Here is a 25,236-nt window from a genome sequence, read left to right on the forward strand (position 1 = left end):
CCTATCTGTGAGGTAGCAGGATGACTGGAATACGGATATCACTGGCCATTCTGCTGCTGGCCAGCAGCGGCTGCAGCTTGCTCAAGCTGGATAAGGAAATGCAGCAGGCACGCCAGGAGCTGCTGCTGATCGCCGGCCAGCTGCAAGCCTCGGACTCCGGGCGCAGCGCACTGGTCACCCTGCTCGACGCACAGGGCAAGCTGGTCAACTACCGCATCGCCGCCCCCGGCGAAATTTTCTATTTCACCGAAGCGCCAGCCAGCTACCAGTTGCTGGCCTTCGATGATCGCAACGGCAACTTTATCCTCGATCACGACGAGCCCCGTCACTGGCTACCCAAGGCCCAGGGCGCGCCAATCAGTGTGCAACCGGAGCCGGAAGAACGGGCGCGCCTGGGCCGGCTCAATCCACTGCGCCTCGCCACCACCGACCTGCAGCCGGCTCCAGCGCTCGACCTCAGCCTTGCACTGCTCTACCGCGAACAGCCGCGCCTGCAACGCAACTACCTGCAGCCGGTCAACTTCGACGACCCGCGCTTCAACGAAGCCAACGTACGCCTGGGTGCCTGGCAACCCCTGACCTTTATGCGCGAGCTGGGTTATGGCCTGTACCTGCTCGCGCCCTGGGATAAGGACAAGGAGCCGATATTCCTGGTGCACGGCATCAACTCCTCACCGCGCGTCTGGCAGGAACTGGCCGCCAACCTCGACCTGCAGCGCTTCCAACTGGTGCTGTTCCACTACCCCAGTGGCCTGCCACTGAACAACAGCGCCTATATGCTCAGTGTCGGCATGCGCGATCTGCAGCTGCGCCATGCCCCGCGACGCATGCATGTGTTCGCCCACAGCATGGGCGGCCTGGTGGCCCGGCGCGCCGTGCAATTGTTGAGCGCAGACGACGGCCAGAAACTCTGCCTGTTTATCACCCTGTCGACGCCCTGGGATGGCCATCCCTCGGCGGCCAGTGGGGCGGATGTGCCGCTGGATATTCCGGTGTGGCGCGACATGGCACCGGGCAGCAGCTACCTGCAAAGCCTGTTCGCCACGCCGTTGCCCACGCATATGCGTCAATGGCTGCTGGTCAGCTACGGCGGCAACACGCGCATGCTGGCCGAACCCAACGACGGCGTGGTGCCATTGGCCAGCGAACTGCGCGCCGCCGCCCAGGATGAAGCCGAGCGGCTGTATCTGCTCGACGAAACCCATACCAGCATCCTGAACAATGCCCGCAGCACTGCACTGCTTGAGCGCGCGCTGGACAGTCTGCCGACCGAGGGCTGCAAAGCGGCAGCCGAGTAAGCCATCCGGCGGTTATCACCGGCACAAACAATCAGGCCGCCCGTAGGCGGCCTGATTGTTTGTACGTCGGACAGCACGCCTCAGAACCTGTTTACGATCTCGCGAGCTAGAGCCGTGCAAGGCAAAAACAGGCGAGGAAGCGGAGTTTACGAGCTGTAAATGAGCATTCCGAGCCTGTTTTTAACGCAGCAGGGCCGACGCGCAGCAGATCGTAAACAAGTTCTTACGGCAGTGCGTAAACCTTGAACAGCATCTTGACCATCTCACCCGGCTCACCCAGGTACTGGCTGTAGATCTTCTCCAGATCACCCGAGCGGTAGGTTTCGCTCAGCGCGGTATCCACCAGCAAGCGGAAGTCTTCGTCGCTACGTGGCAGCGCCATGGCTACCGGGGCGAACTCATAGATGCGCTCCAGCACCATCATGTCGCCGGCATCCTTGTTCTTCGCCAGGTAGTTCTTCAGCAGGATGCGCTCGGAGAAGAAGGCATCGGCCTTGCCCTCGGCCACCAGCTGCACACCCTCTTCGTGATTGTCGACCGTGACCAGCGTGGCGATCACACCCAGCAGGCGCATCTTGTCACGCACCCAGTCCTCGGTGACGCCGCCCTCGGTCACCACAAAAGTTTGATTGGCCAGGCCGCGGTTGATGGTCGCCCGCCAGGTCGGGCCTTCATGCGCCACCTCGCCATTGAGCACCCTGAGCAGGGTTTCCGAGGCATCGTCGCGTACCAGCGCCGCCAGGCCGGCGGTGTAGACCGGCAACGAGAAGCTGACCGATTTGCGCTGCTCCAGCGTCTCCGGGGTTGGCGTGCAGAGCATGTCGACCTTGCCCGAGCTGACTGCGGAGATGCTCTCGGCATCCTCAAGTGCCTGGTAACGCACCTGCAAGTCACTCAGACCCAGCTCGGTCTGGACTCGCTCGGCGATCTTCTGGCACAGCGCCATGGCATAGCCGACGGGCTTGTCGCCTTGCTGGCTGCTAAACGGTGCCATGTCCGGCAGATAACCGAGGGTGAAAGTATTGCTGCTGCGCACGCGCTCCAGGGTGCTGGAGCTGGCGCTCGCCAGCCCTGGCAACAGAACCAGGCAGGCGAGCAGCAGGTGTACGGATTTGGGCAGTTGCATGTTCATATCCTGTTCCCCACATTCAGATGTCTTGGCAATCCTGAAGACACGCCTAGGCCCGTCCGGACACAGGCTGCTTATCGACAAAGTTCTTGGCGATAAAGCCGTAGAGCAGGTAGCCGACGGCGAGCACAATCATCGCGCCGAACACCGCATCCTTGCCGGAGGCGTAGAGGGCGTAGAACGAATACGCCATCGCCACCATCAGGGCCACCACGTTGCGGCTGAAAATCGCTGGGCTGACCTGGGCCTTGTGCATGATCACCAGCAGGCCGGAAAGTGCTGTGACATAGGGGATCAAGTTGGTCACCACTGCCAGGTTGACCAGCTTGCTGAACTGCGCACTAGCATTCGGCGAGATGGTCGACAGGGCCAGTAACGTCTGCAGCACGCCGCAGACGATCATGCCAATGATCGGCGCATTCATCGCACTGACCTTGCTGAACAGTTTCGGGAACAGCCCCTGGTCCGCGGTCATCTTGGCGGTCTGCGCCAGGGTGAACTGCCAGCCGAGCAGCGAGCCGATGCAGGCCATCACCGCCAACGCCATGATGATGTTGCCGACGAAGGGGTTGAACATCTGCGCGTAGACAAAAGCGAACGGCGCGCTGGAGTTGGCCAGCTCGGCGTTCGGCACGATGCCCTGGATCACCGTGGTCGACAGCACGTAGACCACCGCCGCGCCGAGGGTGCCGAACAGGCAGGCCAGCGGCACATTGCGCTTGGGATCCTCCACCGCATCGGAGGCCTGCGCGGCCGACTCCATGCCGAGGAAGGCCCACAGGGTCAGCGGAATACTCTGCGCGACGGCATCGCTGATCTTCAGGTTGTGCGGGTTCCAGGCATCCTTCAATACCGCAGGATCGAACCAGAACCAGCCGATTACGCAGAGCCCCGCCACTGGAATGATCACCCCCCAGACGGTGATCGCACCGATCTTGCCGGTGATGCTCGGCCCGCCGAAGTTGGCAAAGGTGGTCAGCCAGAGCAGCCCCACCGTGCCGATGAACAGCGGAATGGCACCGCTGCCCAGCCAGGGGAAGAACGGCGTCAGGTAACCCACCGCGGAAATGCCGATGGCCACGTTGCCGATCGCCAGCGACAGGAAGTAGAGGAACGAGCAGAGGAAGAACGCCGACTTGCCGTGCGCCTCCTCGGTATAGGCCGACATACCGCCCGTACGCGGGCCATAGATACCGCACTGGGCGAAGCAATAGGCGATGGCCATGGAGCCGACTGCGGTGATGATCCATGACAGCAGCGATACGGCCCCCAGCTGGGCCATGTTCGACGGCAACATGATGATGCCGGAACCCATCATGTTGACCGACACCAGTGTGGTGAGCCCCATCAGGCTCATCTTCTTGCTTGACTCAGCCATCGACCTCTCCTTGCTCGGTTTAAACCACAGCCTCGCCCGGCGGAGTACAACCTGCCGCCAGACGGGAGTGACTCAGCGTTACTGTTTGACCACATAGACCTTGTAGGTGAGTCCATCCTTACCATCACGCTCGATCTCGACACCGTGGTTGTCGTGTTCGAAACCGGGGAAGTGGCTGTCGAACAGCTCCATCGCCAGCAGATAGTCGATGATCGCCTTCTTGTCCGCGCCGGCCTTCTCGCCCGGCATCATCAGCGGAATGCCCGGCGGATACGGCACGACCTGCACGGCCACGGTGCGACCCTGCATGTCGCGCACGGCAATCTGCTCGATCTGGCCTTTCACCAGCTTGGCGAAGGTATCGCGCGGCGAAGCCACGACATCCGGCAGCAGGCTGAAGGCGGCATCCATGTTGTGCAGCAGCTTGGAGGCGAGCATGTCCTTGTGCATGGCTTCGGCCAGGTCCTTGAGGCCCATGCCGGCATAGCGCTCGCCATGGCTGGTGACCAGCTCGGGCATCACCAGCTCCAGCGAGGCGTTGTTGTCGTAGTGCTTCTTGAACTCCATCAGCCCGGCGACCAGCGAGCCCCACTTACCCTTGGTCACGCCCAGGCTGAACAGCAGCAGGATGGAATATGGCTCGGTCTTCTCCACCACGATGCCGCGGCTGGAGAGGAACGACGACACCAGCGGTGCCGGAATGCCGCTGCCTTCCATCTGCCCTTCGAGGGTCTGCCCCGGCGTCAGCACGGTGACCTTGATCGGGTCGAGCATGCAGTAATCGCGGCCCAGGTCGCCGAAACCGTGCCAGCTGGCCGTCGGCTTGAGCACCCAGGCATCACCATGGCGCAGCACCTGCGGGTCGAGGTCGGCAAAGGGTACGCCATTGACCTCGTCCGGCTGCCACACGCCAAACCACCAGTCCTGCGGGTCGCGCTTACGCACCTCGTCACCCAGGCGAACCATGGCCTGGCGGAACGCGATGGCCTCGCCGATGGATTCGTCGGTGAGGTACTCACCCGCGTCATCCATCATCTTCGCCGACACGTCGGTGGAGGCGATGATGCTGTACTGCGGTGACGTCGAGGTGTGCATCATAAAGGCTTCGTTGAACAGCACCGGCTTGATCGGCACCTTGCCCGAGCGGATGTGGATCATCGAGGCCTGCGACAGCGCCGCCAGCAGCTTGTGGGTGGAATGGGTGACGGTCACCGTGGCGTCGTCGGCATGCCGCTCGCCGCGGTGCATGCCGTAACGGCCCTCGTACAACGGGTTGAAACGCGCGTAGGCGTACCAGGCCTCGTCGTAATGGATGCGATCGACGCTCTGGCTCAGTTCGCGGGTGGTGGTCTGCACGTTGTAGCAGAGGCCGTCGTAGGTCGAGTTGGTCAGTACCGCCAGCACCGGCAGGGCCTGGCGGTTGCTGACCAGCGGGCTTTCGGCGAGTTTCTGCGCCACCGCTTCGGGGGTCAGTTCACTGCGTGGCACCGGACCGATCAGGCCGCGCGCATTGCGTCGCGGGCGCAGGTACAGCGGCACCGCGCCAGACATGTTCAACGCGTAGTTCAACGATTTGTGGCAGTTGCGGTCGACCAGCACGGAATCGCCATCGGTCACCGCCGAGTGCAGGACGATCTCGTTACTGGCCGAGCTGCCACCGACCGAGAAGAAGGTGTAATCGGCACCGAATACCCGCGCGGCGTTTTTCTCCGCCTCGGCGATCGGCCCGGAGTGGTCGTTCAGCGAGCCCAGCTCACCGACCGACACGCTAAGGTCGGAGCGCAGCATCTGCTCGCCGTAGAAATCGAGAAAACTGCGCCCCACCGCAGTCTTCATGAAAGCCGTGCCGCCGGTATGGCCCGGGGTGTGCCAGGAGTATTCGTGGGTTTCGGCGAAGTTGACCAGTGCCCCGAAGAACGGCGGCAGGATGCTGTCCAGATAGCGGCGGGCGGCGGCGGCGATGCGCCCAGCGACGAACTCCGGGCTGTCTTCCGGCTGCCAGATAAAACCGTCGATATTCTCGACAAACTCCAGCGGCACCTGGCTCTGGTGTGAGTGGCTCATCCCCAGCATGACCGGCAGCTGCGCGGTACGACGGCGGATCAGCTGGACCAGGTGCAGCGCCAACGGCAGGTTCTCTTCGCACAGCCCCCAGCCGAGGATTACACAGCAGTAGGCCGGGTCGGCACGAAAGGCGATTTCGGCATCATCCAGCGAGCTGACCCGCTCGACATCGAGGCCATGCTGCTGCAGGGCCTGCCCGACTTCCTTGGCACTGCGTAAAACGATGCTGTCTGGGTGTTCCTGGGCATTGACCACGATCAACACCGGGTAGCGCTGCGCCAGGGAGGCCGGCAAGGGTACTTTCGCGTGACTCATGATTAACTCCTTGTAATAAATCGGCTGGTTGTCTGCCCGGGCGGGGTACAACCCCCGCCGCGAACGTGCCCTTAGCGCTTAAGGCACCAGAAGTGGTAGTCGCCGTCCTTATGCACGGTGCCTTCCACTTCCTTCTCGAAGCCGGGGAAGTTGTTGCCCCAGTCCTGCAGTGCCTGGATATAGCGAAGCCACGGGCCATCCAGCGGCCCCAGGTTCTCGCCCGGCATAACGATCGGGATACCCGGCGGATACGGCATGATGCCGACCCCGGTGACCCGCCCCGCCGCCTGCTTGAGCGGCAGCAACTCCGCCTCACCGGCCTGCAGGGCCTGGAAGGCGGCGCGTGGAGTCTTCTCGATCAGCGGTAGGTTGCCAAAGGCCTCGGCCTGCAGGGCGTCCATGCGGCTGCTGCGCATGTACTCGAACATCTGCGTGCTCAGGTCACGCAGGCCCAGGCCGCTGTAGCGCTCGGGGGCCTGGGCAACCAGATCGGGCAGCACCCGCTCCAGCGCCACGTTGCCGTCGTAGTGACGCTTGAAGGCCAGCAGCACGTTGATCAGCGTGCCCCACTTGCCCTTGGTCACGCCGATGCTGAACAGGCACAGCACCATGAAGTCGGTGATGCGCGACGGCACGATGTTGTTACGGTAGAGAAAGGCCCCGAGGATCGGTGCCGGGATGCCTTCGGCCTGCAGATGGCCATCCGCGCCCATGCCCGGCACCATGATGCCGACCTTGATCGGGTCGAGCATGCACCAGCCTTTTTCTAAGCCGGCGAAGCCGTGCCATTCGGCACCCGGCTCCAGTTCCCAGCAGGCAGGATCGGAGGCCAGCTGCTCGGCATCGGCATCGGCGAAGTCGACCTGTTTACCGGTTTTGCCATCGATGACCTGCGGTGCATTCCATGGCTGGAAGAACCAGTCGCCACGGCCGGCGAACTCGCGATGGGTGCGGGCCAGGGCCTGGCGGAAATCCACCGCTTCACGAATGGCGTCCTGAGTCAGGCTGAGGCCACCGTTGCCATCCATCATCGCCGCGCCCACCTCGTTGGAGGCGAACAGCGCATACAGCGGCGAGGTGCTGGCCTGGATCACGAACGACTCGTTGAAGCGGCTGTGCTCGACCGGATTACGGCCATTGCGGATATGGATAAACGACGACTGTGACAGCGCCGCCAGCAATTTGTGGGTGGAATGGGTGGCGAACACCGTGGGCCCATCGGCCTTGTGGCTGGCCGGGTCGCCGCGCATGGCGAAACGCCCCTGGTACAGCGGGTTGAACCGCGCGTAACCGTACCAGGCCTCGTCGAAATGGACGCGGTCGCTGCTCTGCGCCAGCATGCCTTCCGCACGTTCGGCGTGCAGGCACATGCCGTCATAGGTGCAGTTGGTGACCACCGCATACACCGGCTGGTTGCCTTTGGCCTGGGCCTTCAACGGGTAATTGGCGATGGCCGCTTCGATACGCTGCGGATCGAACTGACTCGGCAGCAACGGGCCGATGATGCCGTAGCGGTTGCGCGTCGGCGTCATATACAGCGGCAAGCCACCGGTCAGCACCAGGCCCTGCTCGATGGACTTGTGGCAGTTGCGGTCGCACAGGGCGTACTGGTTCTCGCCGACGCAGGCCATAAAGATCGTGCGGTTGGAGCCGGAGGTGCCGTTGAGCACCGAATAGCTGGCGTGGGAACCGAAAATCCGCGCCACATAGGCCTCGGAATCGCCGACCGGGCCGCTGTGGTCAAGCACCGAGCCGAGGTTGCCACGCTCGATGCCGCTGTCGGCACGAAACAGGTTCTCGCCGAAGAAGTCGAAGAACAGCCGGCCCACCGGTGACTTGGTAAAGGCGATACCGCCCTGGTGCCCCGGCGCGGCCCAGGAGTGCTCGTCCTTCATGGTGTAGCGAATCAGCGCATCGGTGAACGGCGGCAGCAGGTGTTCCAGGTAACGCTGGATCGCCGCAACCACCCGCCCGGCGACAAAGGGCGCGGTGTCCTCGAGCATCCAGACAAATTCGTCGGCCAACTCCATGGCCTCAACCGTGATGCTGCGCTTGGCATTGCGGTCGGCCATCAGAAACACCGGCACATGCTCATTGCGCTGGCGAATGGTGCGCAGCAGCTCCAGGGCCTGGGCATGGCTGCGGACGTCGTTCTTGCCCAACGTCCAGTCGACGCAGATGCAATGCAGCGCCGCATCGGAGATCACCGCGGCCAGGCCGTCCTCATAGGACGTGGCCTTGACCAGTTCGGTGTTGCGGTTGTGGAACTCGTCCACCAGTTCGTTGAGCACCCGGCCACGAATGCTGTTCGGGCTGCCGAGGTCGTCGTCGACCATCAGCACGCGCATTTTCAGTTGTTTGTTGGTACGTCCAATCATAAAACCTGCCTCCTCTCATCCTTTGCGGGAAACGCGGTACGACTGTCAGTGTTGCGCCACGCAGATGACCGCATGGTGAAGCGGGCTCAAGGCCCAGTGCCGCGCGGCAAAGCAAATGCCCGGGGACTATGCACGCGCTGGTGAGAATTCGACTGACCCAGATCAACAGCCTGGCAAGTTGGCCCCGCATCGCAGAAGTTTCTGAACCTGCGGGTGTTTTTCAGTACAGAAGTACCAATCTAGGTCTGTCCACGCACTAAAACATAGCCGCTTTAAAACAGAAGTACAGGCCATAAAAAACCGCCCGTAGGCGGCTTTTGGGAGGGGCAGGTGCAGAAACAAACAAGCCCCGACAGGGCGGGGCTTGGTTTGCAGCGCCAGTTAGGCTTAAGCGTCGCTGTCCGCTGTGGCCTTGTAGGCAGCCGCGTCGAGCAGCTTGGCCAGCTCGCTGGCATCGCTTGGTTTGAGCTTGAAGAACCAGCTGCCGTACGGATCGCTGTTGACGCTTTCCGGGCTGTCGGCCAGGCCTTCGTTGATTGCGATCACTTCACCGGAAACCGGTGCGTAGATGTCGGACGCAGCCTTGACCGATTCCACTACGCCAGCTTCCTGACCGGCGGCCAGGCTTTTGCCGACTTCCGGCAGTTCGATAAACACCACATCACCCAGAGCTTCCTGAGCGTGGTCGGAAATACCTACGGTGACGCTGCCATCGGCTTCCAGGCGCGCCCACTCGTGGCTGGCGGCGTAACGCAGATCGGCGGGGATAGTGCTCATGTGTCGTTCCTCATCTGACATGACGGCGACCACGCCGTCAGGAAAATTTAGCAGGCGTTAGCCATACCGAAAGAAAGTCTTTGAAAAGCTGGCGAACGCCGCCAAAACCGGCGTTCACGACCATCCTTGGTCAGATCAGGGCCTTGCCGTGGCGCACAAAGGTCGGTTTGACCACCCGTACCGGGTACCACTTGCCACGAATCTCTACCTCGGCGCGCTCGCTGGTCGCCGCCGGCACGCGGGCCAGGGCGATGGATTTGCCCAGGGTCGGCGAGAAGCTGCCGCTGGTGATCTCGCCCTCGCCCACGCCCGCCACCCGTACCACCTGATGCGCACGCAGCACGCCGCGCTCTTCCAGTACCAGGCCAACCAACTTGGAAGCAACGCCTTCGGCCTTCTGCTTCTGCAACGCGGCGCGGCCAACAAAACCACGGCTGACCGGCTCCCAGGCGATGGTCCAGGCCATATTGGCGGCCAGCGGGGTGACGCTTTCGTCCATGTCCTGGCCGTACAGGTTCATCCCGGCTTCCAGGCGCAGGGTATCGCGCGCGCCGAGGCCGATCGGCGAAATACCGGCCCCAACCAGTTCATTAAGGAAGGCCACAACCTCGTCCGCCGGCAGCATGATTTCCAGACCGTCTTCGCCGGTGTAGCCGGTGCGAGCGATAAACCAGTCGCCATCGGGCTGGCCTTCGAACGGCTTGAGCTGCTGAATCAGGCTGGCGCGCGACTGGCTGACCAGCTCGGCGGTCTTGTTGCGCGCCTGCGGGCCCTGGATCGCCAGCATGGCCATTTCGCTGCGTTCATGCAGCTCGACCGCAAAGTCGACGCTCTGCAGGCGCATCCAGGCCAGGTCCTTGTCGCGGGTCGAGGCATTCACCACCACGCGGTAACCGAAGTCCGTAAGGTAGGCGATCAGATCATCCACCACCCCGCCCTGCTCGTTGAGCATGCCGCTGTAGAGAGCCTTGCCGACGCTGTGCAGGCGCTCGATATCGTTGGCCAGCAGGTGTTGCAGGTAGGCCTTGGCCTGGCTGCCCGTGACATCCACCACGGTCATGTGCGACACATCGAAGACCCCGCAATCACGGCGCACCTGATGGTGCTCCTCGACTTGCGAGCCATAGTGCAACGGCATATCCCAACCGCCGAAGTCGACCATCTTGGCACCCAAGGCGAGGTGCAGGTCGTAGAGAGGTGTGCGCTGTCCCATAAGTGTCTCCTTGCGGGCTGGGCAGTGCAGCGGCAACCCGGCTGAACCCCTGAAACTGGGCACTGGCACGGGCTATCGAAATGACGGGCCGCTGCGAATGGCGCGCATTGTAGCCGCAACGCCGGGGCCGGTCATCTTGCGCTTGGCGGTACTAAGCCACCCTAGCCGATGCGCCGCGCCGAACGGCGGATCAGCAGAATCACCGGCAGCAAACCGACCAGCACCAGGGTCAGCGCTGGCAATGCGGCCCGTGCCCATTCACCTTCGCTGGTCATTTCGAACACCCGCACCGACAGCGTGTCCCAGCCGAAAGGCCGCATCAGCAGGGTAGCCGGCATTTCCTTGAGCACATCGACGAACACCAGCAGCGCCGCCGACAGCGCGCCCGGCACCAGCAATGGCAGGTAGACCCGCAAGAACAGACCGACACCGCCGACGCCGAGGCTGCGCGAGGCCTCCGGCAGTGAGGGACGAATCCGCGCCAGGCTGTTTTCCAGCGGCCCGTAGGCCACCGCCAAAAAGCGGATCAGATAGGCCAGCAGCAGCGCCGAGAGGCTGCCGAGCAGCACCGGCTTGCCCGCACCGCCAAGCCAGCTGGACAGCGGAATCACCAGCTCGCGGTCGAGGTAACTGAAGGCCAGCATGATCGCCACCGCCAGCATCGAACCGGGCAAGGCATAACCGAGGTTGGCCACGCCGACGGTGCCGCGCATCAGCCGGGTCGGGGTCAGGCGCCGGGCGAAGGCCAGCAGCAAGGCCACGCCGACCGTGACCAGCGCCGCCAGGCCGCCGAGATAGAGGGTGTGCAGGATCAAGGCGCTATAGCGCTCATCCAGATCGAAGCGGCCGCGCTGCCAGAACCAAACGCTCAGTTGCAGCACCGGGATCACAAAGCCACAGGCGAACACCAGGCCGCACCAGGCGCTGGCCGCCAGCGCTTTACCGCCCTTGAGGTGATACAACGCCTTGCCGCGCGGCCGTTCGCTGACCGGGCGCACCGCACCGCGGGCGCGGCGTTCGCCGTAAAGCACCAGCATCACCGCCAGCAGCAGCAGGCTGGCCAGCTGGGTGGCGCTGGTCAGACTGTAGAAGCCGTACCAGGTCTTGTAGATGGCCGTGGTGAAGGTGTCGAAGTTGAACACCGAGACCGCGCCGAAATCCGCCAGGGTCTCCATGATCGACAGCGCCAGGCCGGCCCCGATCGCCGGCCGCGCCATCGGCAGCGCCACCCGCCAGAACGCCCGCCAGGGGCTCAGGCCGAGCACCCGCGCGGCCTCCATCAAACCCTTGCCCTGGGCCAGAAAGGCATTGCGCGCGAGCAGGTAGACATAGGGGTAGAACACCAGCACCAGCACGATGATCACCCCACCGGTGGAGCGCACCCTGGGCAAACGCACGCCGCTGCCGAACCATTCACGCAGCAGGGTCTGCAGCGGCCCGGCGAAATCCAGCAGACCGACAAACACGAACGCCAACACATAAGCAGGGATGGCGAACGGCAGCATCAGCGCCCAGTCCAGCCAGCGCCGCCCAGGGAATTCGCAGAGGCTGGTGAGCCAGGCCAGGCTGACGCCCAGCAGCGTGACGCCAACACCCACACCGAGCACCAACACCAGGGTATTGCCGAGCAGGCGCGGCAGCTGGGTTTGCCACAGGTGCGCCCAGATCTGTTGGTCGATGTCGTGCCAGCTGAACAGCAACACAGTCAACGGCAGCAGCACCAGCAAGGCGACGGCAAAGGCGATGGGGTACCAGCGACGCTGGGCAGGATGGGCCACGCAGATTCCTCAAAACTGGAAAACACAACGCCCCGGACTGAGCCGGGGCGTCGAGTATAACGGCGTAGGATGGGTTGAGGCGCGTAGCGGCGATACCCATCGCGCCGAGATCCGATGGGTATCGCTGCGCTCAACCCATCCTACGAGTGCCGATCAATTCCAGCCGGCGCGATCCATCAACATGGTGGCTTCGGCCTGGCGCTTACCGGCTACTTCGGTGGCGATCGAGTCAGCCTTGAAGGTGCCCCAAGCCGCGACTTCCTTGGACGGTGCGACCGCCGGGTTGGCCGGGAACTCCTGGTTGACGCCAGCGAAGATGGTCTGCGCTTCGGCGGTGGTCATCCACTCCAGCAGCTTGCGGGCGGCTTCGGCGTGCGGCGCATGCTTGGTCACGCCGGCACCGGCGAGGTTGACGTGCACGCCACGGTCGTTCTGGTTCGGCCAGAACGGCTTCACTTTCAGGTCAGGCTGCTGCTGGTGCAGGCGGCCGTAGTAGTAGGTGTTGGTGATGCCGACGTCGCACTGACCGGCGTCGATGGCCTGCAGCAGCGCGGTGTCATCGGCGAATACGTCGGTGGCCAGGTTGTTGACCCAGCCCTTGACGATTTCTTCGGTCTTGGCCGCGCCATGGGTTTCGATCAGGGTAGCGGTCAGCGACTGGTTGTAGACCTTCTTGCTGGTGCGCAGGCACAGACGGCCTTCCCAGTTTTTGTCAGCCAGAGCTTCGTAGGTGCTCAGCTCGCTCGGTTTAACCCGCTCGGTGGAGTAGAAGATAGTCCGCGCGCGCAGCGACAGGCCGGTCCAGCTGTCGGTGCTGGAGCGGTACTGGGCCGGGATATTGGCAGTGATCCGCTCGGATTTGGTCGGCTGCAGCACGCCTTCCTGCTCGGCTTGCCAGAGGTTGCCGGCGTCTACGGTGATCAGCAGGTCGGCCGGGGTGTTGGCCCCTTCGGCTTTCAGACGCGCGATCAGCGGCGCTTCCTTGTCGGTGATGAACTTGATCTTGACCCCGGTCTTGGCGGTGTAGGCATCGAACACCGGCTTGATCAGCTCATCGATACGCGAGGAATAAACCACCACTTCATCGGCGGCCTGGGTGGCCCCGGCCAAGGCGCTGAGGGTGAGAGCGGCGAACAAACGTTTGCTGACCTGCATGGTTATTGCCTCTTGCTTGTAGGCGAGTTGAGGCGGCGAATAATAGTTAATGTCATTTAGCTTCTCAACCTGAGTGCCCGGCGCAGCTGTAACAAGTCACTTCACCGGCACCATGGCGACGGACAACCTCGCTCGCAGGTGTTTGTACGGTTGCCACGCTGCGTTACCTTGGGCAGAACCGTGACTTGCAAGTCAGCAATCACGTCAGCATAGGCATCCGAACAGCCATGCTGGGCACCTGTTCGCGGCACAATGGCCGCAACAGAGCGCTCCAGCCTGCATGACAAGCCTCCATAGCCTTATCTCGGTTTGTCTGGCGTTATCTTTTCAAGGAGTTATCGAGTGACCTCACGCTTACCTGTGATCGTTGGTTTTGGTGGCTACAACGCAGCCGGCCGCAGCTCGTTTCACCATGGCTTCCGCCGCACCGTACTCGAATCGATGGACACCCTGGCGCGCCAGCAGACCCTCGCCAGCCTGGCGGTGATGATCAAGCTGGTGCGGGTGATCGATGGCGCTTACCAGGACGCCGAGGGCAACGCCCTGAGCCTGGCCGAGATCGACAGCCGCTTCGCCGAGCAGATTCTCGCCTCGACCTTGGTGCGCCGCATCGAGAAGCAGCACCTCGACCCCGACGCCGCGCACTGGCAGAAGACCATCGACATCAGCGCCACCGCCGGTCATCCACTGAGCTTTATCACCCTGCGCAAGCACCTGCCCGACCCGCTGCCCTCGGACTGGGCGGTGGACGAGCTGAATGCCAGCGAAGTGCTGGTGACCCTGCACGACAACTGCGAATTCAAGGTCGACAGCTACCGCGCCCTGCCGGTGAAATCCGCCGGCCAGCTGCCCACTGGCTTCGACCCCAGCGAGCTGTACAACTCGCGGTTCCACCCGCGCGGCCTGGCCATGACCATCGTCGGCGTCACCGACGCCCTGCGCGCCGTTGGCATCGACTGGCAGGCGATCATGCAGCACGTCGCCCCGGATGAAGTGGCGGTATTTGCCAGCTGCATCATGAGCCAGCTGGATGAAAACGGCTTCGGCGGCATGATGCAGTCACGCCTCAAGGGCGGCCGCGTCACCGCCAAGCAGCTGGCCCTGGGCCTCAACACCATGCCGGCGGACTTTATCAACGCCTATGTGCTCGGCAGTGTCGGCAGCACCGGTGCCATCACCGGGGCCTGCGCGACCTTCCTCTATAACCTGCAGAAAGGCATCGAGCAGATCACCACGGGCAAGGCACGGGTGGTCATCGTCGGCAGCAGCGAAGCACCGATCAACCAGGAATGCATCGAGGGTTACGGCGCCATGGGCGCGCTGGCCACCGAGGATGGCCTGCGCCAGATCGAAGGCAAGGACCAAGTCGACTTCCGCCGCGCCAGCCGCCCATTCGGCGACAACTGCGGCTTTACCCTGGCCGAGGCCTGCCAGTTTGTGGTGCTGATGGACGATGAGCTGGCCCTGGAGCTGGGCGCGGATATTCATGGCGCGGTGCCGGATGTGTTTATCAATGCCGACGGCTTCAAGAAATCCATTTCCGCCCCCGGCCCGGGCAACTACCTGACCGTGGCCAAGGCCGTGGCCAGCGCCGTGCAACTGCTGGGCATCGACGCGGTACGTGAACGCAGCTTTGTGCATGCCCACGGTTCCAGCACCCCGGCCAACCGGGTGACCGAATCGGAAATCCTCGACCGGGTTGCCAGTGCCTTCGCCATCGAGCAATGGCCGGTGACCGCAGTAAAAGCCTTTGTCGGCCACTCCCTGGCCACCGCCAGCGGCGACCAGGTGATCTCGGCGCTGGGCAGCTTCAAGTACGGCATCATTCCGGGAATCAAGACCATCGACGCGGTGGCCGAGGACGTGCATCAGCAGCACCTAAGCTTCGCCACCACCGACCGTACGCGCGCGCCGGAGCAGCTGGATCTGTGCGTGATCAACTCCAAGGGTTTTGGCGGCAACAACGCCAGCGCCCTGCTGCTGGCACCGCATGTGGCCCTGCGCATGTTGCGCAAGCGCCATGGCGAAGCGGCGTTTAACGCCTACCTACAGCGCCGCGAAACCACGCGCACTGCCGCTCAGGCCTACGATGCACAGGCGCTGCTGGGCGATCTGGGGATCATCTACAACTTCGGCAACGACCTGATCGACGATAAGGAAATCGAGATCAGCCGCGAGCAGATCCGCATCCCCGGCTTCGCCCAACCGCTGGTGTTCAAGAAGGACGAACGCTATGGCGATATGCTCGATTAAGCGCCAGTGATGGGTTACGCCTGCGGCTAACCCATCCTACGACTTAGACCGCCGCGGGCTATTCCGCGACGTAGGATGGGTGGAGCGCAGCGATACCCATCAAAATGCCGCGATGCTCAATCCAGCGCGTGGGCCAGTTCGATCAGCTCGGCGCGCCAGGCGGCTGCAGCCGGCAGAGCCAGAAAGTACGGATTAAGCAGCGATTCGCGCGCCTCATAGGTCAGCGCATCGCCCTTGAGCGTCAGCACCTCGCCGCCGGCACCTTCGAGCACGCCCTGAGCCGCTGCGGTGTCCCACTGCGAGGTGGGTGCCAGGCGCGGATAGCAATCGGCGTTGCCTTCGGCGAGCAGGCAGAACTTCAGCGAGCTGCCGACGTTGGCCAGTTGCAACTCACCAAAGCGTTCGCGCAAACCGGACAGCAAGGCTTCCTGCGCCGGGCTGGAGTGCCGACGGCTGGCCACCAGAGTAAAGGCCTCCTGCGGGGCCAGGCGCACGCTAATCGATTCAGCCTTGCCCGCTGCATCGGCGCGCCAGGCACCCAGGCCGGCCCCGCCGTAATAGCACTGGCCAGTGGCCGGAATACCGACCACACCAAATACCACGCGGCCCTGCTCGATCAGCGCGACGTTGACGGTGAACTCCTCGCTGCCTGCGATAAATTCCTTGGTGCCATCCAGCGGGTCGACCAGCCACCAGCGGCTCCACTGCGCGCGTTCGCTCAGGGCAATAGCGGCAGCCTCTTCGGACAGCACCGGGATGTCCGAGGCGAGGGCCAGCAGGCCATCGTTGAGGATATGGTGCGCAGCCAGATCGGCGGCGGTCACGGGCGAGGCATCGGCTTTTTCGTTGACCGCCACATCGGCGCGCCAGTACGGCAGGATCGCCGCGCCGGCCTGGCGCACCAGTTCGATGACCGCAGGGATCAGGGGATGACTCATGGTTTGGCTCATAGTTTGAAGACGCCACGCTGGGTCAGCACATCACGGGCCAGGTACAGCGCGGCCAGGGCGCGGCCTTCGGTAAATTGCGGATGCTGGATCAGGCTCGACAGCTCGCGCAGGCTGGTCTGGTCGACGCGCATCGGCTCCGGCTCATCGCCGGGCAGGCGCTCTTCGTAAAGGTCCCAGGCCAGCACCACCTGAATCTTCTGGCTCATATAACCCGGCGACAGACTCAGCTCGGCCAACAGCTCCAGGTGCCGCGCGCCAACGCCGGCTTCTTCCTTGAGCTCACGGTTGGCGGCCTCCAGCACATCCTCGCCCGGTTCGATCAGGCCCTTGGGCAGCGACAGCTGATAGTCATCGGTGCCGCCGCAGTATTCCTCGACCAGCAGCGCGTGCTCGCCATCCATCATCGCCACGATCATCACCGCGCCATAACCCGCGCCCTTGCCCACCAGTCGCTCGTAGGTGCGCTCCACGCCATTGCTGAAGCGCAGTTGCAGCTCCTCGACACGGAACAGGCGACTGCTGGCGACGATTTCGCGGGCCAACACGGTGGGTTTCTGACGCATGGGACGGCTCCTGGGCAGGACATAGCGGGTTATCATAGCGCGGCTTTTCCTATTATCTGCGTAGGAGATTGCGCGATCACGACGCCAAAGGCGCAAATCGCGACAGCCTGCGCATCAGCCTGAAGAACTGCGCATGCCCGCCTTGCCCTGGAACGCCATCGACACCGTCCTGCTGGATATGGACGGCACCCTGCTCGACCTGCACTTCGACAACCACTTCTGGTTGCAGCATCTGCCGCAGCGCTATGCCGAGCTGCATGGGGTCAGCCGCGAGCTGGCCGAGGCCGAGCTGCTGCCGCTGTTTCGCCAACACGCCGGCCAGCTCAACTGGTATTGCACGGACTTCTGGAGCCGCGAGCTGAACCTGTCGATCCGCGACCTCAAGCGTGAAGTGGCGCACTTGATCGCCCTGCGCCCGGACGCCGACACCTTCCTCGCTGCCATCCGCGCCGCCGGCAAACGCGTGGTGCTGATCACCAACGCGCACCGCGACTCACTGTCGCTGAAGCTGGAGCGCATCGAACTGGCACCGTTCTTCGATCGGCTGATCAGCTCCCACGACTATGGCTACCCCAAGGAAGACCAGCAGTTCTGGCACGCGCTGCAGGCAGACTTCGCCTTTGAGCCGGCACGCAGCCTGTTTATCGACGACAGCCTGCCGATCCTGCGCAGTGCCGGGCAGTTCGGCGTAGGCCATCTGCTCGCCGTGCGTCAGCCCGATAGCCAGGCCGGACTGAAGGACACCGAGGAGTTCGCCGCGGTAGAGGATTACCGCGCGCTGCTGCAAGGTCTGTAAAGCCGACCAATGGCTGCGCCAATTGCGCCCTGCATCACACTGCGCGCGGTTGCCTTGCGCCGCGCCGACTGACGGCGGGATTTTTCCGCAAAATCGCCCTCTAAGTGTTTATCGCCACATCCCATCCCCTGTTACAGAGGTTTTGCAGTATGCGTACGCTTCTCTCCGCATTAACCCTCAGCGTGTTGCTGATTCCCGCAGCCCACGCCGGTGACACCGGCAAAGTTGCCATCGGCGGTGGCATTGGTGGCGCACTGGGCAACGTGATCGGCCAGCAGGTCGGTGGCAGCACCGGTGCGGCGATTGGCGCGGGCCTGGGCGGCGCGGCGGGTGGGGTGATTACCGCACGCGACGGCAACAAGACCGAAGCCGCGCTGGGTGGCGGCCTGGGTGCTGCCGGCGGTTCGGTACTGGGTGGCAAGGTCGGTGGCAGCACCGGTTCGACCATCGGCGCAGGCCTGGGCGGTGCCGCCGGTGGTGCGCTGGGTAACGAGTTTGCCGGCAATGACCGCGACGACAACGACCGTGACCACTACAACGGCAAAAAGCACAAAAAACATAAGAAGCACAAACACCACTGAGTGCTGAGTGCAGATGCAAAAAAGCCGCTGATTCAGCGGCTTTTTTATAGCCCGTCAATCAGGCCGGCTGTACCAATAACGGCACCAGCGCTGCGCGCAAACCCTCGGGGATCGGCACAGGGCGGTTGCTCTGGCGGTCGACGAAGACATGCACAAAACGCCCCGCCGCGCAGGCCTCGTCTTCACCGGCCTTGAACACCGCCAACTCATACTGCACCGAGCTGTTGCCCAGCTTGCCGACCCGCAGGCCGATCTCGATGGCATCGGGGAAGGCGATGGAGGCGAAGTAGTCGCAGCTGGAGCTGACCACGAAACCGACCACGTTGCCGTTATGGATATCCAGGCCGCCGACTTCGATCAGGTAGGTGTTCACCGCGCTGTCGAAGAAGCTGTAGTAGGTGACGTTATTCACATGGCCGTATATGTCGTTGTCATGCCAGCGTGTGCTGATTGGGCGGAAATGCGGGTAGTCGCTGCGCAGGTGTTGAGGGGGGGTCATCGGGAGTCCTTAGAGTGGGCGGCAGAGCAGAAAGGTCGCGGCTAAAGCCCCTCCCACGGGGCACAACACTTCTGTGGGAGGGGCTTTAGCCGCGAAACGGCCTTAATAAGCCACCTGATAAATCGCCAGGGCATGTTCCTCGGTCATTTCCCGTGGGTTATTGACCAGCAGGCGTTGCTGCAACATGGCATCGCGGGCCAGTTGCGCGAGCATGCCCTGCGGCACCCCGGCATCGCGCAGGCGAGTCGGCAGGCCGCTGCGTTCGCTGAAATCAGCCAGGGCGATGATGAACTGCTCGGTCTGGTCCATCACGCTGCCGGCGCGCAGCGCGGCACCCACCACCAGCGGGGCCAGCTCGGCGTACAGCGGCGCGGCAGCGCTGGCATTGAAGCCCAACACATGCGGCAGCACCAGGGCATTGGACAGACCATGGGGAATATGGAAGTGCCCACCCAGCGGATAGGCCAGCGCGTGCACCGCCGCCACCGGCGCATTGGCAAACGCCTGACCGGCCAGGCATGAACCCAGCAGCATGGCCTGGCGCGCCTCACGATCAGCGCCGTCCTGCACCACCTTATCCAGATTGGCGGCGAGCAGGCGCAGCGCCTCGCGCGCCAGCAGGTCGGACAGCGGGTTCTTCTTGATCTTGCTGGTGTAGGCCTCGATGGCGTGGACCATGGCGTCGATGCCGGTGGCCGCAGTCACCGCCGCTGGCAGACCGAGGGTCAGCTCGGCATCCAGCAGCGCCAGGTCCGGCAGCAACAACGGCGAGACCACGCCCATCTTGGTGGTTTCACCGGTGGTGATAATGGAAATCTGCGTAACTTCCGAGCCAGTGCCGGCGGTGGTCGGCACCAGGATCAGCGGCAGGCGTTGGCCACGGGCATTGCCGACGCCATAGAGCTCCGCCAGCGCCTGCCGGCAATCGGCGTGCGCCAGCAAGGCCACCAGCTTGGCCACATCCATCGAGCTGCCGCCGCCAAAGCCGATGATTAACTCGGCCTTGAGCGCCTTGGCCTGTGCTACGGCGGCCAGCAGAATCGCCTCCGGCGGGTCGGCGACCACCTGATCGAAGACCTCGACGTTCAAGCCGGCCCGGGCAAAACCAGGCAGTACCTCGTTGAGCAGCCCCAGCTTGCTGATGCCCGGATCGGTGACGATCAGCACCCGCTGCGCGCCGCGCTCGCGGCACAGCTCAGCCAGGCGCTGGGATGCGCCAATTTCGCAAAGGATCTGCGCGGTGGTCGCAAAGCTGAACGGCTGCATGCTGACTCCTTATTCTTCGTAGCCCGGATTCAATCCGGGAAATGTGCACGGCCTGGCTGATCCTGCGCGGCTTAGAAGGCGAAACTGGCCTCGTCCATCGCCATCAGGCAGGCGGCACCGCCAAGCAGGGCTTCACGGTGTGCGCTGGCCCGTGGCAACACCCGGCGCAGGTAGAAATCGGCACTCTGCAACTTGGCCTGGTAGAAGGCGGCATCGCCAGTGGATGCGTCCAGCGCATCCTGAGCGCGCGCCGCCGCTTGCAACCAGAAGCCGGCTAACAACACATAGGCCGAATACTGGAGGAAATCCACCGACACCGCGCCGATTTCCTCAACATCGCGCTGGCTGGCGGCAATCACCTCGCTGCTCAGCTCGCGCCATTCACCCAATCGCGCCTGCACTGTCGTGGCCAGGGCCGCGAGGGCCGGCCGCCCCGCCTGGGCGTCGCACAGTTCGCTGAACTCCGCCTGCAACGCCGACAGTTCGGTACCGCCGTCGCCGAGCACCTTGCGGCGGATATAGTCCAGCGCCTGAATGCCGTTGGTGCCTTCATAAAGCTGGGTGATGCGGCTGTCGCGCATCAGCTGCTCAATGCCCCACTCGCGGATAAAGCCGTGGCCGCCATACACCTGCACGGCATGGCTGGCGACTTCCTGGCCCATATCGGTAAAGAAGGCTTTGACGATCGGGATAAGCAGCGCCGCGCGCTTGCCGGCGGCCTTGCGCGCCGCTGCGTCCGGGTGACCATGTTCCAGATCGAGCTGGCGTGCGCAGTAGGCCGCGAGCATGCGGCTGCCTTCGACCAGGCTCTTCTGCGTCAGCAGCATGCGCCGCACATCCGGATGATTGATGATCGGATCGGCCGCCTTGGTCGGCTCGGCCGCGCCGCTTAGCGCCCGCGACTGCAAGCGCTCGCGGGCATAACGCAGCGCGCCCTGGAACGCCGCTTCGCCTATCCCTAAGCCCTGCAAACCGACCTGGAAACGCGCATCGTTCATCATGGTGAACATACAGGCCAGGCCCTGATTGGCCTCACCGAGCAACCAGCCGGTGGCACCGTCGAAGTTCATCACGCAGGTGGACGCGCCCTTGATGCCCATCTTGTGTTCAATCGCGCCGCAGCTCAGGAGGTTCTTCGCCCCCGGTGTGCCATCAGCCGCGGCGATAAATTTCGGTACCAGCAGCAGGCTGATGCCCTTCACCCCGGCCGGCGCATCCGGCAGGCGCGCCAGCACCAGGTGGATGATGTTTTCCGAGAGGTCCTGCTCGCCGCCGCTGATAAAAATCTTGCTGCCGCTGACCTTGAAGCTGCCGTCCGCCTGCGGCTCGGCCTTGGTGCGCAGCAGCGCCAGGTCGGTACCGGCCTGCGGTTCGGTCAGGCACATGGTGCCGGTCCATTGGCCGCTGACCAGCTTGTGCAGATAGGTGTTTTTCAGCGTTTCGCTGCCATGTTTGTACAGCGCCAGCACCGCGCCTTCGGTCAGCCCGGAATACACCCGGAACGACAACGAAGCGCCCATCAGCATTTCGTGGAAGTTGCACGCGAGCATCTGCGGCAGTGCCTGGCCGCCGTACTCGCTGGGCCCGGTCATGCTCGCCCAGCCGTTATCGACATACTGCTGATAGGCCTCGGCAAAGCCGTCCGGCGTGCTTACCTGGCCATCGTTCAGCTGGCAACCCTGCTCATCACTGTTGCGATTGAGCGGTGCCACTACCTCGGCGGCGTAACGCGCGCCCTCTTCCAGCACGCCGTCGATCAGCTCGCGGTCGAGACCGTTGCCGAGCAGTTCGCAATGGGCACTGATATCGAACAGTTCGTGCAGGACGAAACGCATATCACGCAGCGGCGCTTGGTAGCTCATACCCGGCCCTCCTGCACGTCGGCGAAGCGCTGGCCGCTGCTGGCCAGTTGTTCAATCAGTGCCGCCGGTTGCCAGTGGCTGCCGAAGTGGCTTTGCAGATCCTGCAAACGGCCGAGGATGTCGGCCGCGCCCTGGCTGTCGGCCCAGCTCATCGGCCCGCCCTTATCAGCGGGGAAGCCATAGCCGTTGAGGTAGACCAGGTCGATGTCGTGGCTATTGGCGGCGATATTCTCTTCGAGGATCTTCGCGCCCTCGTTGACCAGCGCCAGCAGACAGCGCTCAAGGATTTCCTCGGGGCCGATTTCGCGGCGGGCAAAACCCAGCTGCTCGGAGACCTGCAGCACCAGCGCATCGACCTCGGGGTCGTGCTTGGCCTGGCGGCTGCCTTCGGCGTAGCGGTAATAACCCATGCGCGCCTTCTGGCCAAAACGGCCGAGGCCGCAGAGGCGGTTATCCACCTGCACCGCCGGGTCATCTTGGCCCTTGCCAGCCAGCTCGCGGGCGCGCCATTCCAGGTCGATGCCGACCACGTCGTACATGCGGAACGGACCCATGGCGAAACCAAAGCCCTGCAGTGCAGCGTCGACCTGATGCGGATACGCGCCTTCGAGTAGCAGCATGCGCGCCTCGCGCACATAGGTGTGCAGCATGCGGTTGCCGATAAAGCCGTCGCAATTGCCGGCCACCACGCTGACCTTGCCGATGCGCTGACCCAGCTCGACGGCGGCATCCAGCACAGCCTTGGCGGTTTTTTCGCCACGGACGATTTCCAGCAGTTTCATGATGTGCGCCGGGCTGAAGAAGTGCAGGCCCAGCACCTGCTCAGGGCGCTGGGTGACGGTGGCAATCGCATCGATATCCAACGCCGAGGTGTTGCTGGCGAGGATCGCGCCTGGCTTCAGGGTCGCGTCGAGCGTGCGGAAGATCTGCTGCTTGAGTTCGAGGTTCTCGTACACCGCTTCGATCACCAAGTCGACATCCGCCAGCGCGGCGTACTCGCCCACCGGGGTGACGCAGGCCAGCCGTGCGGCGGCCTGCTCTTCGCTGATACGGCCCAGTTTGACGTTATGCGCGTTGGTTTCGGCCACCACGGTCATGGCCTGCTCGAGCATCTGCGGGTTGTTATCCAGCCACAGCACCTGAATCCCGGCGTTGGCCAGGCTCATGACGATACCGCGGCCCATGGTGCCCGCACCGATGACGGCGGCTTGTTCGATGGTGAAAGCAACGTGGCTCATGCAGGTGCCTCTTGATCAGCTGAAGAAAATTCGCCAACCACCATAAGCAAGGCGTTACTATTTTTGAAATTTAGTCTTGTGATACTTCGTATTCAGCCAATGAATATCTCAAACTTCGATCTGAACCTGCTGCGCGTGTTCGATGCGCTGATGCGCGAGCAGAATGTGTCCCGCGCCGCCGCCCGCCTGTCGCTCAGCCAGCCGGCAGTGAGCAACGCGCTCAATCGCCTGCGCGAACTGCTCGACGACCCGCTGCTGGTGCGGGTCGGCCGCAGCATGCAGCCGACACCCCGGGCGCAGGCCCTGGAAGCGCCGATTCGCAGCGCCCTGCAGCAGATCGAGCAGAGCCTGCATGCCGGCGAGGCGTTCGACCCGGCCAGCAGCCGTCAGCGCTTCAGCATCGCGCTGACCGACTACGTGGAGCTGATCTGCATGCCGCGCCTGCTCGAACAGCTGAGCCAGCAGGCCCCTGGCATTCGCCTCGATATCCATCACCTGAGCCCGAGCCTGCCCGCCGAGGCGCTCGACAAAGGCGAGCTGGACCTGGTGCTGGGGCGCTTCGAGGAGATTCCCGCCCGCTTCGCCCGCCGTCACTGGATGAGTGAAACCCTGCAACTGGCGCTGCGCCGCGACCATCCGCTGGGCACCGGGCCGATGGACCTGGAGCGCTTTCTGCACCTGCGCCACCTCTGGGTGCACGGCGGCCAGACCCGCGGCATGGTCGACCAGTGGCTCGGCGAACAGGGCCTGTGCCGCGACATCCTCTACACCACGCCCAATTACCTGCAGGCCGCGCATATCGTCGCCAGCAGCGAACTGGCGGCGGTGCTGCCCAGCCAGCTGGCACGCCACTTCGCCACCCTGCTGCCGCTGCAACTGTTCGACCTGCCTTTCGCCCTCGGCCCGTTCCACCTGGAAACCGTCAGCCTGGCCCAGCGCCAGCGCGACCCGGCGCTGCAATGGCTGATCGAGCAGATCATCGCCATCGGCCAGAGCTGATCTCGCACAGCGGGCAGCACAACAAAGCCTTCCTATACTCAGCGCTACGACTGCGCGGTACTGGGGGCAACGATGGGCACGTCAGGCTGGCTACTGCTGAGCGTACTGGTGGGTGGCGCGGCCGAAGCGGCCAGCCTGGATATCCAACTGCTCGACAACCAGGGCAAACCACTCGCCGAAGCGGTGCTGTGGGTCGACCCGGGGCCCGGCCAAGCGAGCACCGCGCGCGTGGTGATGGACCAGCAGAAACGCCAGTTCACGCCCTATATCCTGCCGGTGCAGGTCGGCACCACGGTGAGCTTCCCCAACTCCGACCCGATCAACCATCACGTCTACTCCTTCTCCCCGGCCAAGCGCTTCGAGCTGCGCCTGCACCAGCAGAACGCCGCCCCGCAGGAGCTACGTTTCGATCAGCCCGGCCTGGTCACCCTGGGCTGCAATATCCACGACTGGATGCTCGGTTTTATCCTGGTGCTGGACAGCCCCTGGTTCACCCAGACCGACGCAAACGGCCACGCGCGCCTGGAATTCGAGCCCGCCGACGGCCAGCAACTGCAGCTCTGGCACCCGCGCCTGAGTGACGCCAGCGCACCGCTGAACCGTGCTCTACCAAGCGCCAGCCCACTGACCTGGCAACTGGACGCGCCCCTCAAGCGTGACCCTCGGCCGAAGACCCCGGCCGCACGCCCCCAAGGTAAAGGCGGCTATGTGCCTTAACGTCAAGCCCAGCGGTCTTCTGCGTGG

General features: G+C 63.7%; 20 protein-coding genes. 6 read left to right on the forward strand and 14 right to left on the reverse strand.

What is annotated here, in order from left to right; all coding sequences use genetic code 11:
* Window positions 1-20 precede the first annotated feature (20 nt).
* Entirely contained in the window at window positions 21-1,298 is a 1,278-nt protein-coding gene (locus WBK23_RS02535) for an esterase/lipase family protein (protein WP_424482415.1), read from the forward strand.
* Window positions 1,299-1,521: 223 nt separating this feature from the next.
* Here WBK23_RS02535 and WBK23_RS02540 read toward each other — a convergent pair whose 3' ends face one another.
* The 8 genes from WBK23_RS02540 to WBK23_RS02575 all read right to left on the reverse strand — a co-directional run bounded on the left by WBK23_RS02540 (window position 1,522) and on the right by WBK23_RS02575 (window position 13,485).
* The gene (locus tag WBK23_RS02540) at window positions 1,522-2,430 is read right to left on the reverse strand and encodes an amino acid ABC transporter substrate-binding protein (protein ID WP_424482416.1); all 909 of its coding nucleotides are present in this window, start codon (window positions 2,428-2,430) and stop codon (window positions 1,522-1,524) included.
* 46 nt (window positions 2,431-2,476) lie between these two features.
* Window positions 2,477-3,805: a putrescine-ornithine antiporter gene (potE, locus tag WBK23_RS02545; protein WP_424482417.1), complete on the reverse strand. Its 1,329-nt coding sequence runs from the start codon at window positions 3,803-3,805 to the stop codon at window positions 2,477-2,479.
* Between the two features lie 78 nt (window positions 3,806-3,883).
* Window positions 3,884-6,184 carry an Orn/Lys/Arg decarboxylase N-terminal domain-containing protein gene (locus tag WBK23_RS02550; protein ID WP_424482418.1) on the reverse strand — a complete coding sequence of 767 codons (2,301 nt, stop codon included), beginning with the start codon at window positions 6,182-6,184 and terminating at the stop codon, window positions 3,884-3,886.
* A 71-nt stretch (window positions 6,185-6,255) separates the two neighbouring features.
* Window positions 6,256-8,562, reverse strand: a complete 2,307-nt coding sequence (locus WBK23_RS02555; RefSeq protein ID WP_424482419.1) for an Orn/Lys/Arg decarboxylase N-terminal domain-containing protein — start codon at window positions 8,560-8,562, stop codon at window positions 6,256-6,258.
* A 387-nt stretch (window positions 8,563-8,949) separates the two neighbouring features.
* Window positions 8,950-9,339: a glycine cleavage system protein GcvH gene (gene gcvH, locus WBK23_RS02560; RefSeq protein WP_424482420.1), complete on the reverse strand. Its 390-nt coding sequence runs from the start codon at window positions 9,337-9,339 to the stop codon at window positions 8,950-8,952.
* A 130-nt stretch (window positions 9,340-9,469) separates the two neighbouring features.
* Window positions 9,470-10,552 carry a glycine cleavage system aminomethyltransferase GcvT gene (gene gcvT, locus WBK23_RS02565; RefSeq protein ID WP_424482421.1) on the reverse strand — a complete coding sequence of 361 codons (1,083 nt, stop codon included), beginning with the start codon at window positions 10,550-10,552 and terminating at the stop codon, window positions 9,470-9,472.
* A 161-nt stretch (window positions 10,553-10,713) separates the two neighbouring features.
* Window positions 10,714-12,330, reverse strand: coding sequence for an ABC transporter permease (locus tag WBK23_RS02570; RefSeq protein ID WP_424482422.1), 1,617 nt, complete (start codon window positions 12,328-12,330; stop codon window positions 10,714-10,716).
* A 153-nt stretch (window positions 12,331-12,483) separates the two neighbouring features.
* Window positions 12,484-13,485 carry an extracellular solute-binding protein gene (locus tag WBK23_RS02575; RefSeq protein ID WP_424482423.1) on the reverse strand — a complete coding sequence of 334 codons (1,002 nt, stop codon included), beginning with the start codon at window positions 13,483-13,485 and terminating at the stop codon, window positions 12,484-12,486.
* A gap of 342 nt (window positions 13,486-13,827) precedes the next feature.
* Here WBK23_RS02575 and WBK23_RS02580 point away from each other — a divergent pair, with 342 nt between their 5' ends.
* Window positions 13,828-15,738, forward strand: a complete 1,911-nt coding sequence (locus tag WBK23_RS02580) for a beta-ketoacyl synthase (RefSeq protein ID WP_424482424.1) — start codon at window positions 13,828-13,830, stop codon at window positions 15,736-15,738.
* Between the two features lie 116 nt (window positions 15,739-15,854).
* Here WBK23_RS02580 and cysQ read toward each other — a convergent pair whose 3' ends face one another.
* Both cysQ and nudE read right to left on the reverse strand, forming a co-directional pair.
* Complete coding sequence (cysQ, locus tag WBK23_RS02585) at window positions 15,855-16,676, reverse strand: 3'(2'),5'-bisphosphate nucleotidase CysQ (RefSeq protein ID WP_424482425.1); 822 nt, start codon at window positions 16,674-16,676, stop codon at window positions 15,855-15,857.
* Window positions 16,677-16,684: 8 nt separating this feature from the next.
* A complete protein-coding gene (gene nudE, locus WBK23_RS02590; RefSeq protein WP_424482426.1) occupies window positions 16,685-17,251 on the reverse strand; it encodes an ADP compounds hydrolase NudE in 567 nt (188 codons plus the stop codon).
* Between the two features lie 133 nt (window positions 17,252-17,384).
* Between nudE and yrfG the strand changes: the two genes are divergently transcribed.
* Together yrfG and WBK23_RS02600 are read left to right on the forward strand one after the other, a co-directional pair.
* The gene (gene yrfG / locus WBK23_RS02595) at window positions 17,385-18,047 is read left to right on the forward strand and encodes a GMP/IMP nucleotidase (RefSeq protein WP_424482427.1); all 663 of its coding nucleotides are present in this window, start codon (window positions 17,385-17,387) and stop codon (window positions 18,045-18,047) included.
* 149 nt (window positions 18,048-18,196) lie between these two features.
* Window positions 18,197-18,628 (forward strand): glycine zipper domain-containing protein, encoded by a 432-nt coding sequence (locus WBK23_RS02600; protein WP_424482428.1) that lies wholly within the window; start codon window positions 18,197-18,199, stop codon window positions 18,626-18,628.
* A 58-nt stretch (window positions 18,629-18,686) separates the two neighbouring features.
* On the opposite strand, the gene WBK23_RS02605 is transcribed toward WBK23_RS02600, so the two are convergent.
* The 4 genes from WBK23_RS02605 to WBK23_RS02620 all read right to left on the reverse strand — a co-directional run bounded on the left by WBK23_RS02605 (window position 18,687) and on the right by WBK23_RS02620 (window position 23,493).
* The gene (locus tag WBK23_RS02605; protein ID WP_424482429.1) at window positions 18,687-19,127 is read right to left on the reverse strand and encodes an acyl-CoA thioesterase; all 441 of its coding nucleotides are present in this window, start codon (window positions 19,125-19,127) and stop codon (window positions 18,687-18,689) included.
* A gap of 102 nt (window positions 19,128-19,229) precedes the next feature.
* The gene (locus WBK23_RS02610; RefSeq protein ID WP_424482430.1) at window positions 19,230-20,393 is read right to left on the reverse strand and encodes an iron-containing alcohol dehydrogenase; all 1,164 of its coding nucleotides are present in this window, start codon (window positions 20,391-20,393) and stop codon (window positions 19,230-19,232) included.
* A 71-nt stretch (window positions 20,394-20,464) separates the two neighbouring features.
* A complete protein-coding gene (locus tag WBK23_RS02615; protein WP_424482431.1) occupies window positions 20,465-22,255 on the reverse strand; it encodes an acyl-CoA dehydrogenase C-terminal domain-containing protein in 1,791 nt (596 codons plus the stop codon).
* Window positions 22,252-23,493 carry a 3-hydroxyacyl-CoA dehydrogenase NAD-binding domain-containing protein gene (locus WBK23_RS02620; RefSeq protein WP_424482432.1) on the reverse strand — a complete coding sequence of 414 codons (1,242 nt, stop codon included), beginning with the start codon at window positions 23,491-23,493 and terminating at the stop codon, window positions 22,252-22,254. The genes WBK23_RS02615 and WBK23_RS02620 overlap by 4 nt, the downstream gene beginning before the upstream one ends.
* A gap of 99 nt (window positions 23,494-23,592) precedes the next feature.
* On the opposite strand from WBK23_RS02620, the gene WBK23_RS02625 reads away from it, so the two are divergent.
* Complete coding sequence (locus WBK23_RS02625) at window positions 23,593-24,492, forward strand: LysR family transcriptional regulator (protein ID WP_424482433.1); 900 nt, start codon at window positions 23,593-23,595, stop codon at window positions 24,490-24,492.
* 72 nt (window positions 24,493-24,564) lie between these two features.
* Entirely contained in the window at window positions 24,565-25,209 is a 645-nt protein-coding gene (locus WBK23_RS02630; protein WP_424482434.1) for a methylamine utilization protein, read from the forward strand.
* Window positions 25,210-25,236 lie beyond the last annotated feature (27 nt).

The organism is Pseudomonas sp. (genome assembly GCF_049653025.1).
Lineage (GTDB): Bacteria > Pseudomonadota > Gammaproteobacteria > Pseudomonadales > Pseudomonadaceae > Aquipseudomonas.

Bases quoted from the DNA above. Each gene is read 5' to 3' on its own strand.
- WBK23_RS02535 (WP_424482415.1), top strand. From the start codon at position 21: ATGACTGGAATACGGATATCACTGGCCATTCTGCTGCTGGCCAGCAGC.
- WBK23_RS02610 (WP_424482430.1), bottom strand. From the start codon at position 20,393: ATGCAGCCGTTCAGCTTTGCGACCACCGCGCAGATCCTTTGCGAAATT.
- yrfG (WP_424482427.1), top strand. From the start codon at position 17,385: ATGCCCGCCTTGCCCTGGAACGCCATCGACACCGTCCTGCTGGATATG.
- potE (WP_424482417.1), bottom strand. From the start codon at position 3,805: ATGGCTGAGTCAAGCAAGAAGATGAGCCTGATGGGGCTCACCACACTG.
- WBK23_RS02620 (WP_424482432.1), bottom strand. From the start codon at position 23,493: ATGAGCCACGTTGCTTTCACCATCGAACAAGCCGCCGTCATCGGTGCG.
- WBK23_RS02540 (WP_424482416.1), bottom strand. From the start codon at position 2,430: ATGAACATGCAACTGCCCAAATCCGTACACCTGCTGCTCGCCTGCCTG.
- gcvT (WP_424482421.1), bottom strand. From the start codon at position 10,552: ATGGGACAGCGCACACCTCTCTACGACCTGCACCTCGCCTTGGGTGCC.
- WBK23_RS02625 (WP_424482433.1), top strand. From the start codon at position 23,593: ATGAATATCTCAAACTTCGATCTGAACCTGCTGCGCGTGTTCGATGCG.
- WBK23_RS02550 (WP_424482418.1), bottom strand. From the start codon at position 6,184: ATGAGTCACGCGAAAGTACCCTTGCCGGCCTCCCTGGCGCAGCGCTAC.
- WBK23_RS02630 (WP_424482434.1), top strand. From the start codon at position 24,565: ATGGGCACGTCAGGCTGGCTACTGCTGAGCGTACTGGTGGGTGGCGCG.
- nudE (WP_424482426.1), bottom strand. From the start codon at position 17,251: ATGCGTCAGAAACCCACCGTGTTGGCCCGCGAAATCGTCGCCAGCAGT.
- WBK23_RS02555 (WP_424482419.1), bottom strand. From the start codon at position 8,562: ATGATTGGACGTACCAACAAACAACTGAAAATGCGCGTGCTGATGGTC.
- WBK23_RS02615 (WP_424482431.1), bottom strand. From the start codon at position 22,255: ATGAGCTACCAAGCGCCGCTGCGTGATATGCGTTTCGTCCTGCACGAA.
- WBK23_RS02600 (WP_424482428.1), top strand. From the start codon at position 18,197: ATGCGTACGCTTCTCTCCGCATTAACCCTCAGCGTGTTGCTGATTCCC.
- cysQ (WP_424482425.1), bottom strand. From the start codon at position 16,676: ATGAGTCATCCCCTGATCCCTGCGGTCATCGAACTGGTGCGCCAGGCC.
- WBK23_RS02605 (WP_424482429.1), bottom strand. From the start codon at position 19,127: ATGACCCCCCCTCAACACCTGCGCAGCGACTACCCGCATTTCCGCCCA.
- WBK23_RS02575 (WP_424482423.1), bottom strand. From the start codon at position 13,485: ATGCAGGTCAGCAAACGTTTGTTCGCCGCTCTCACCCTCAGCGCCTTG.
- gcvH (WP_424482420.1), bottom strand. From the start codon at position 9,339: ATGAGCACTATCCCCGCCGATCTGCGTTACGCCGCCAGCCACGAGTGG.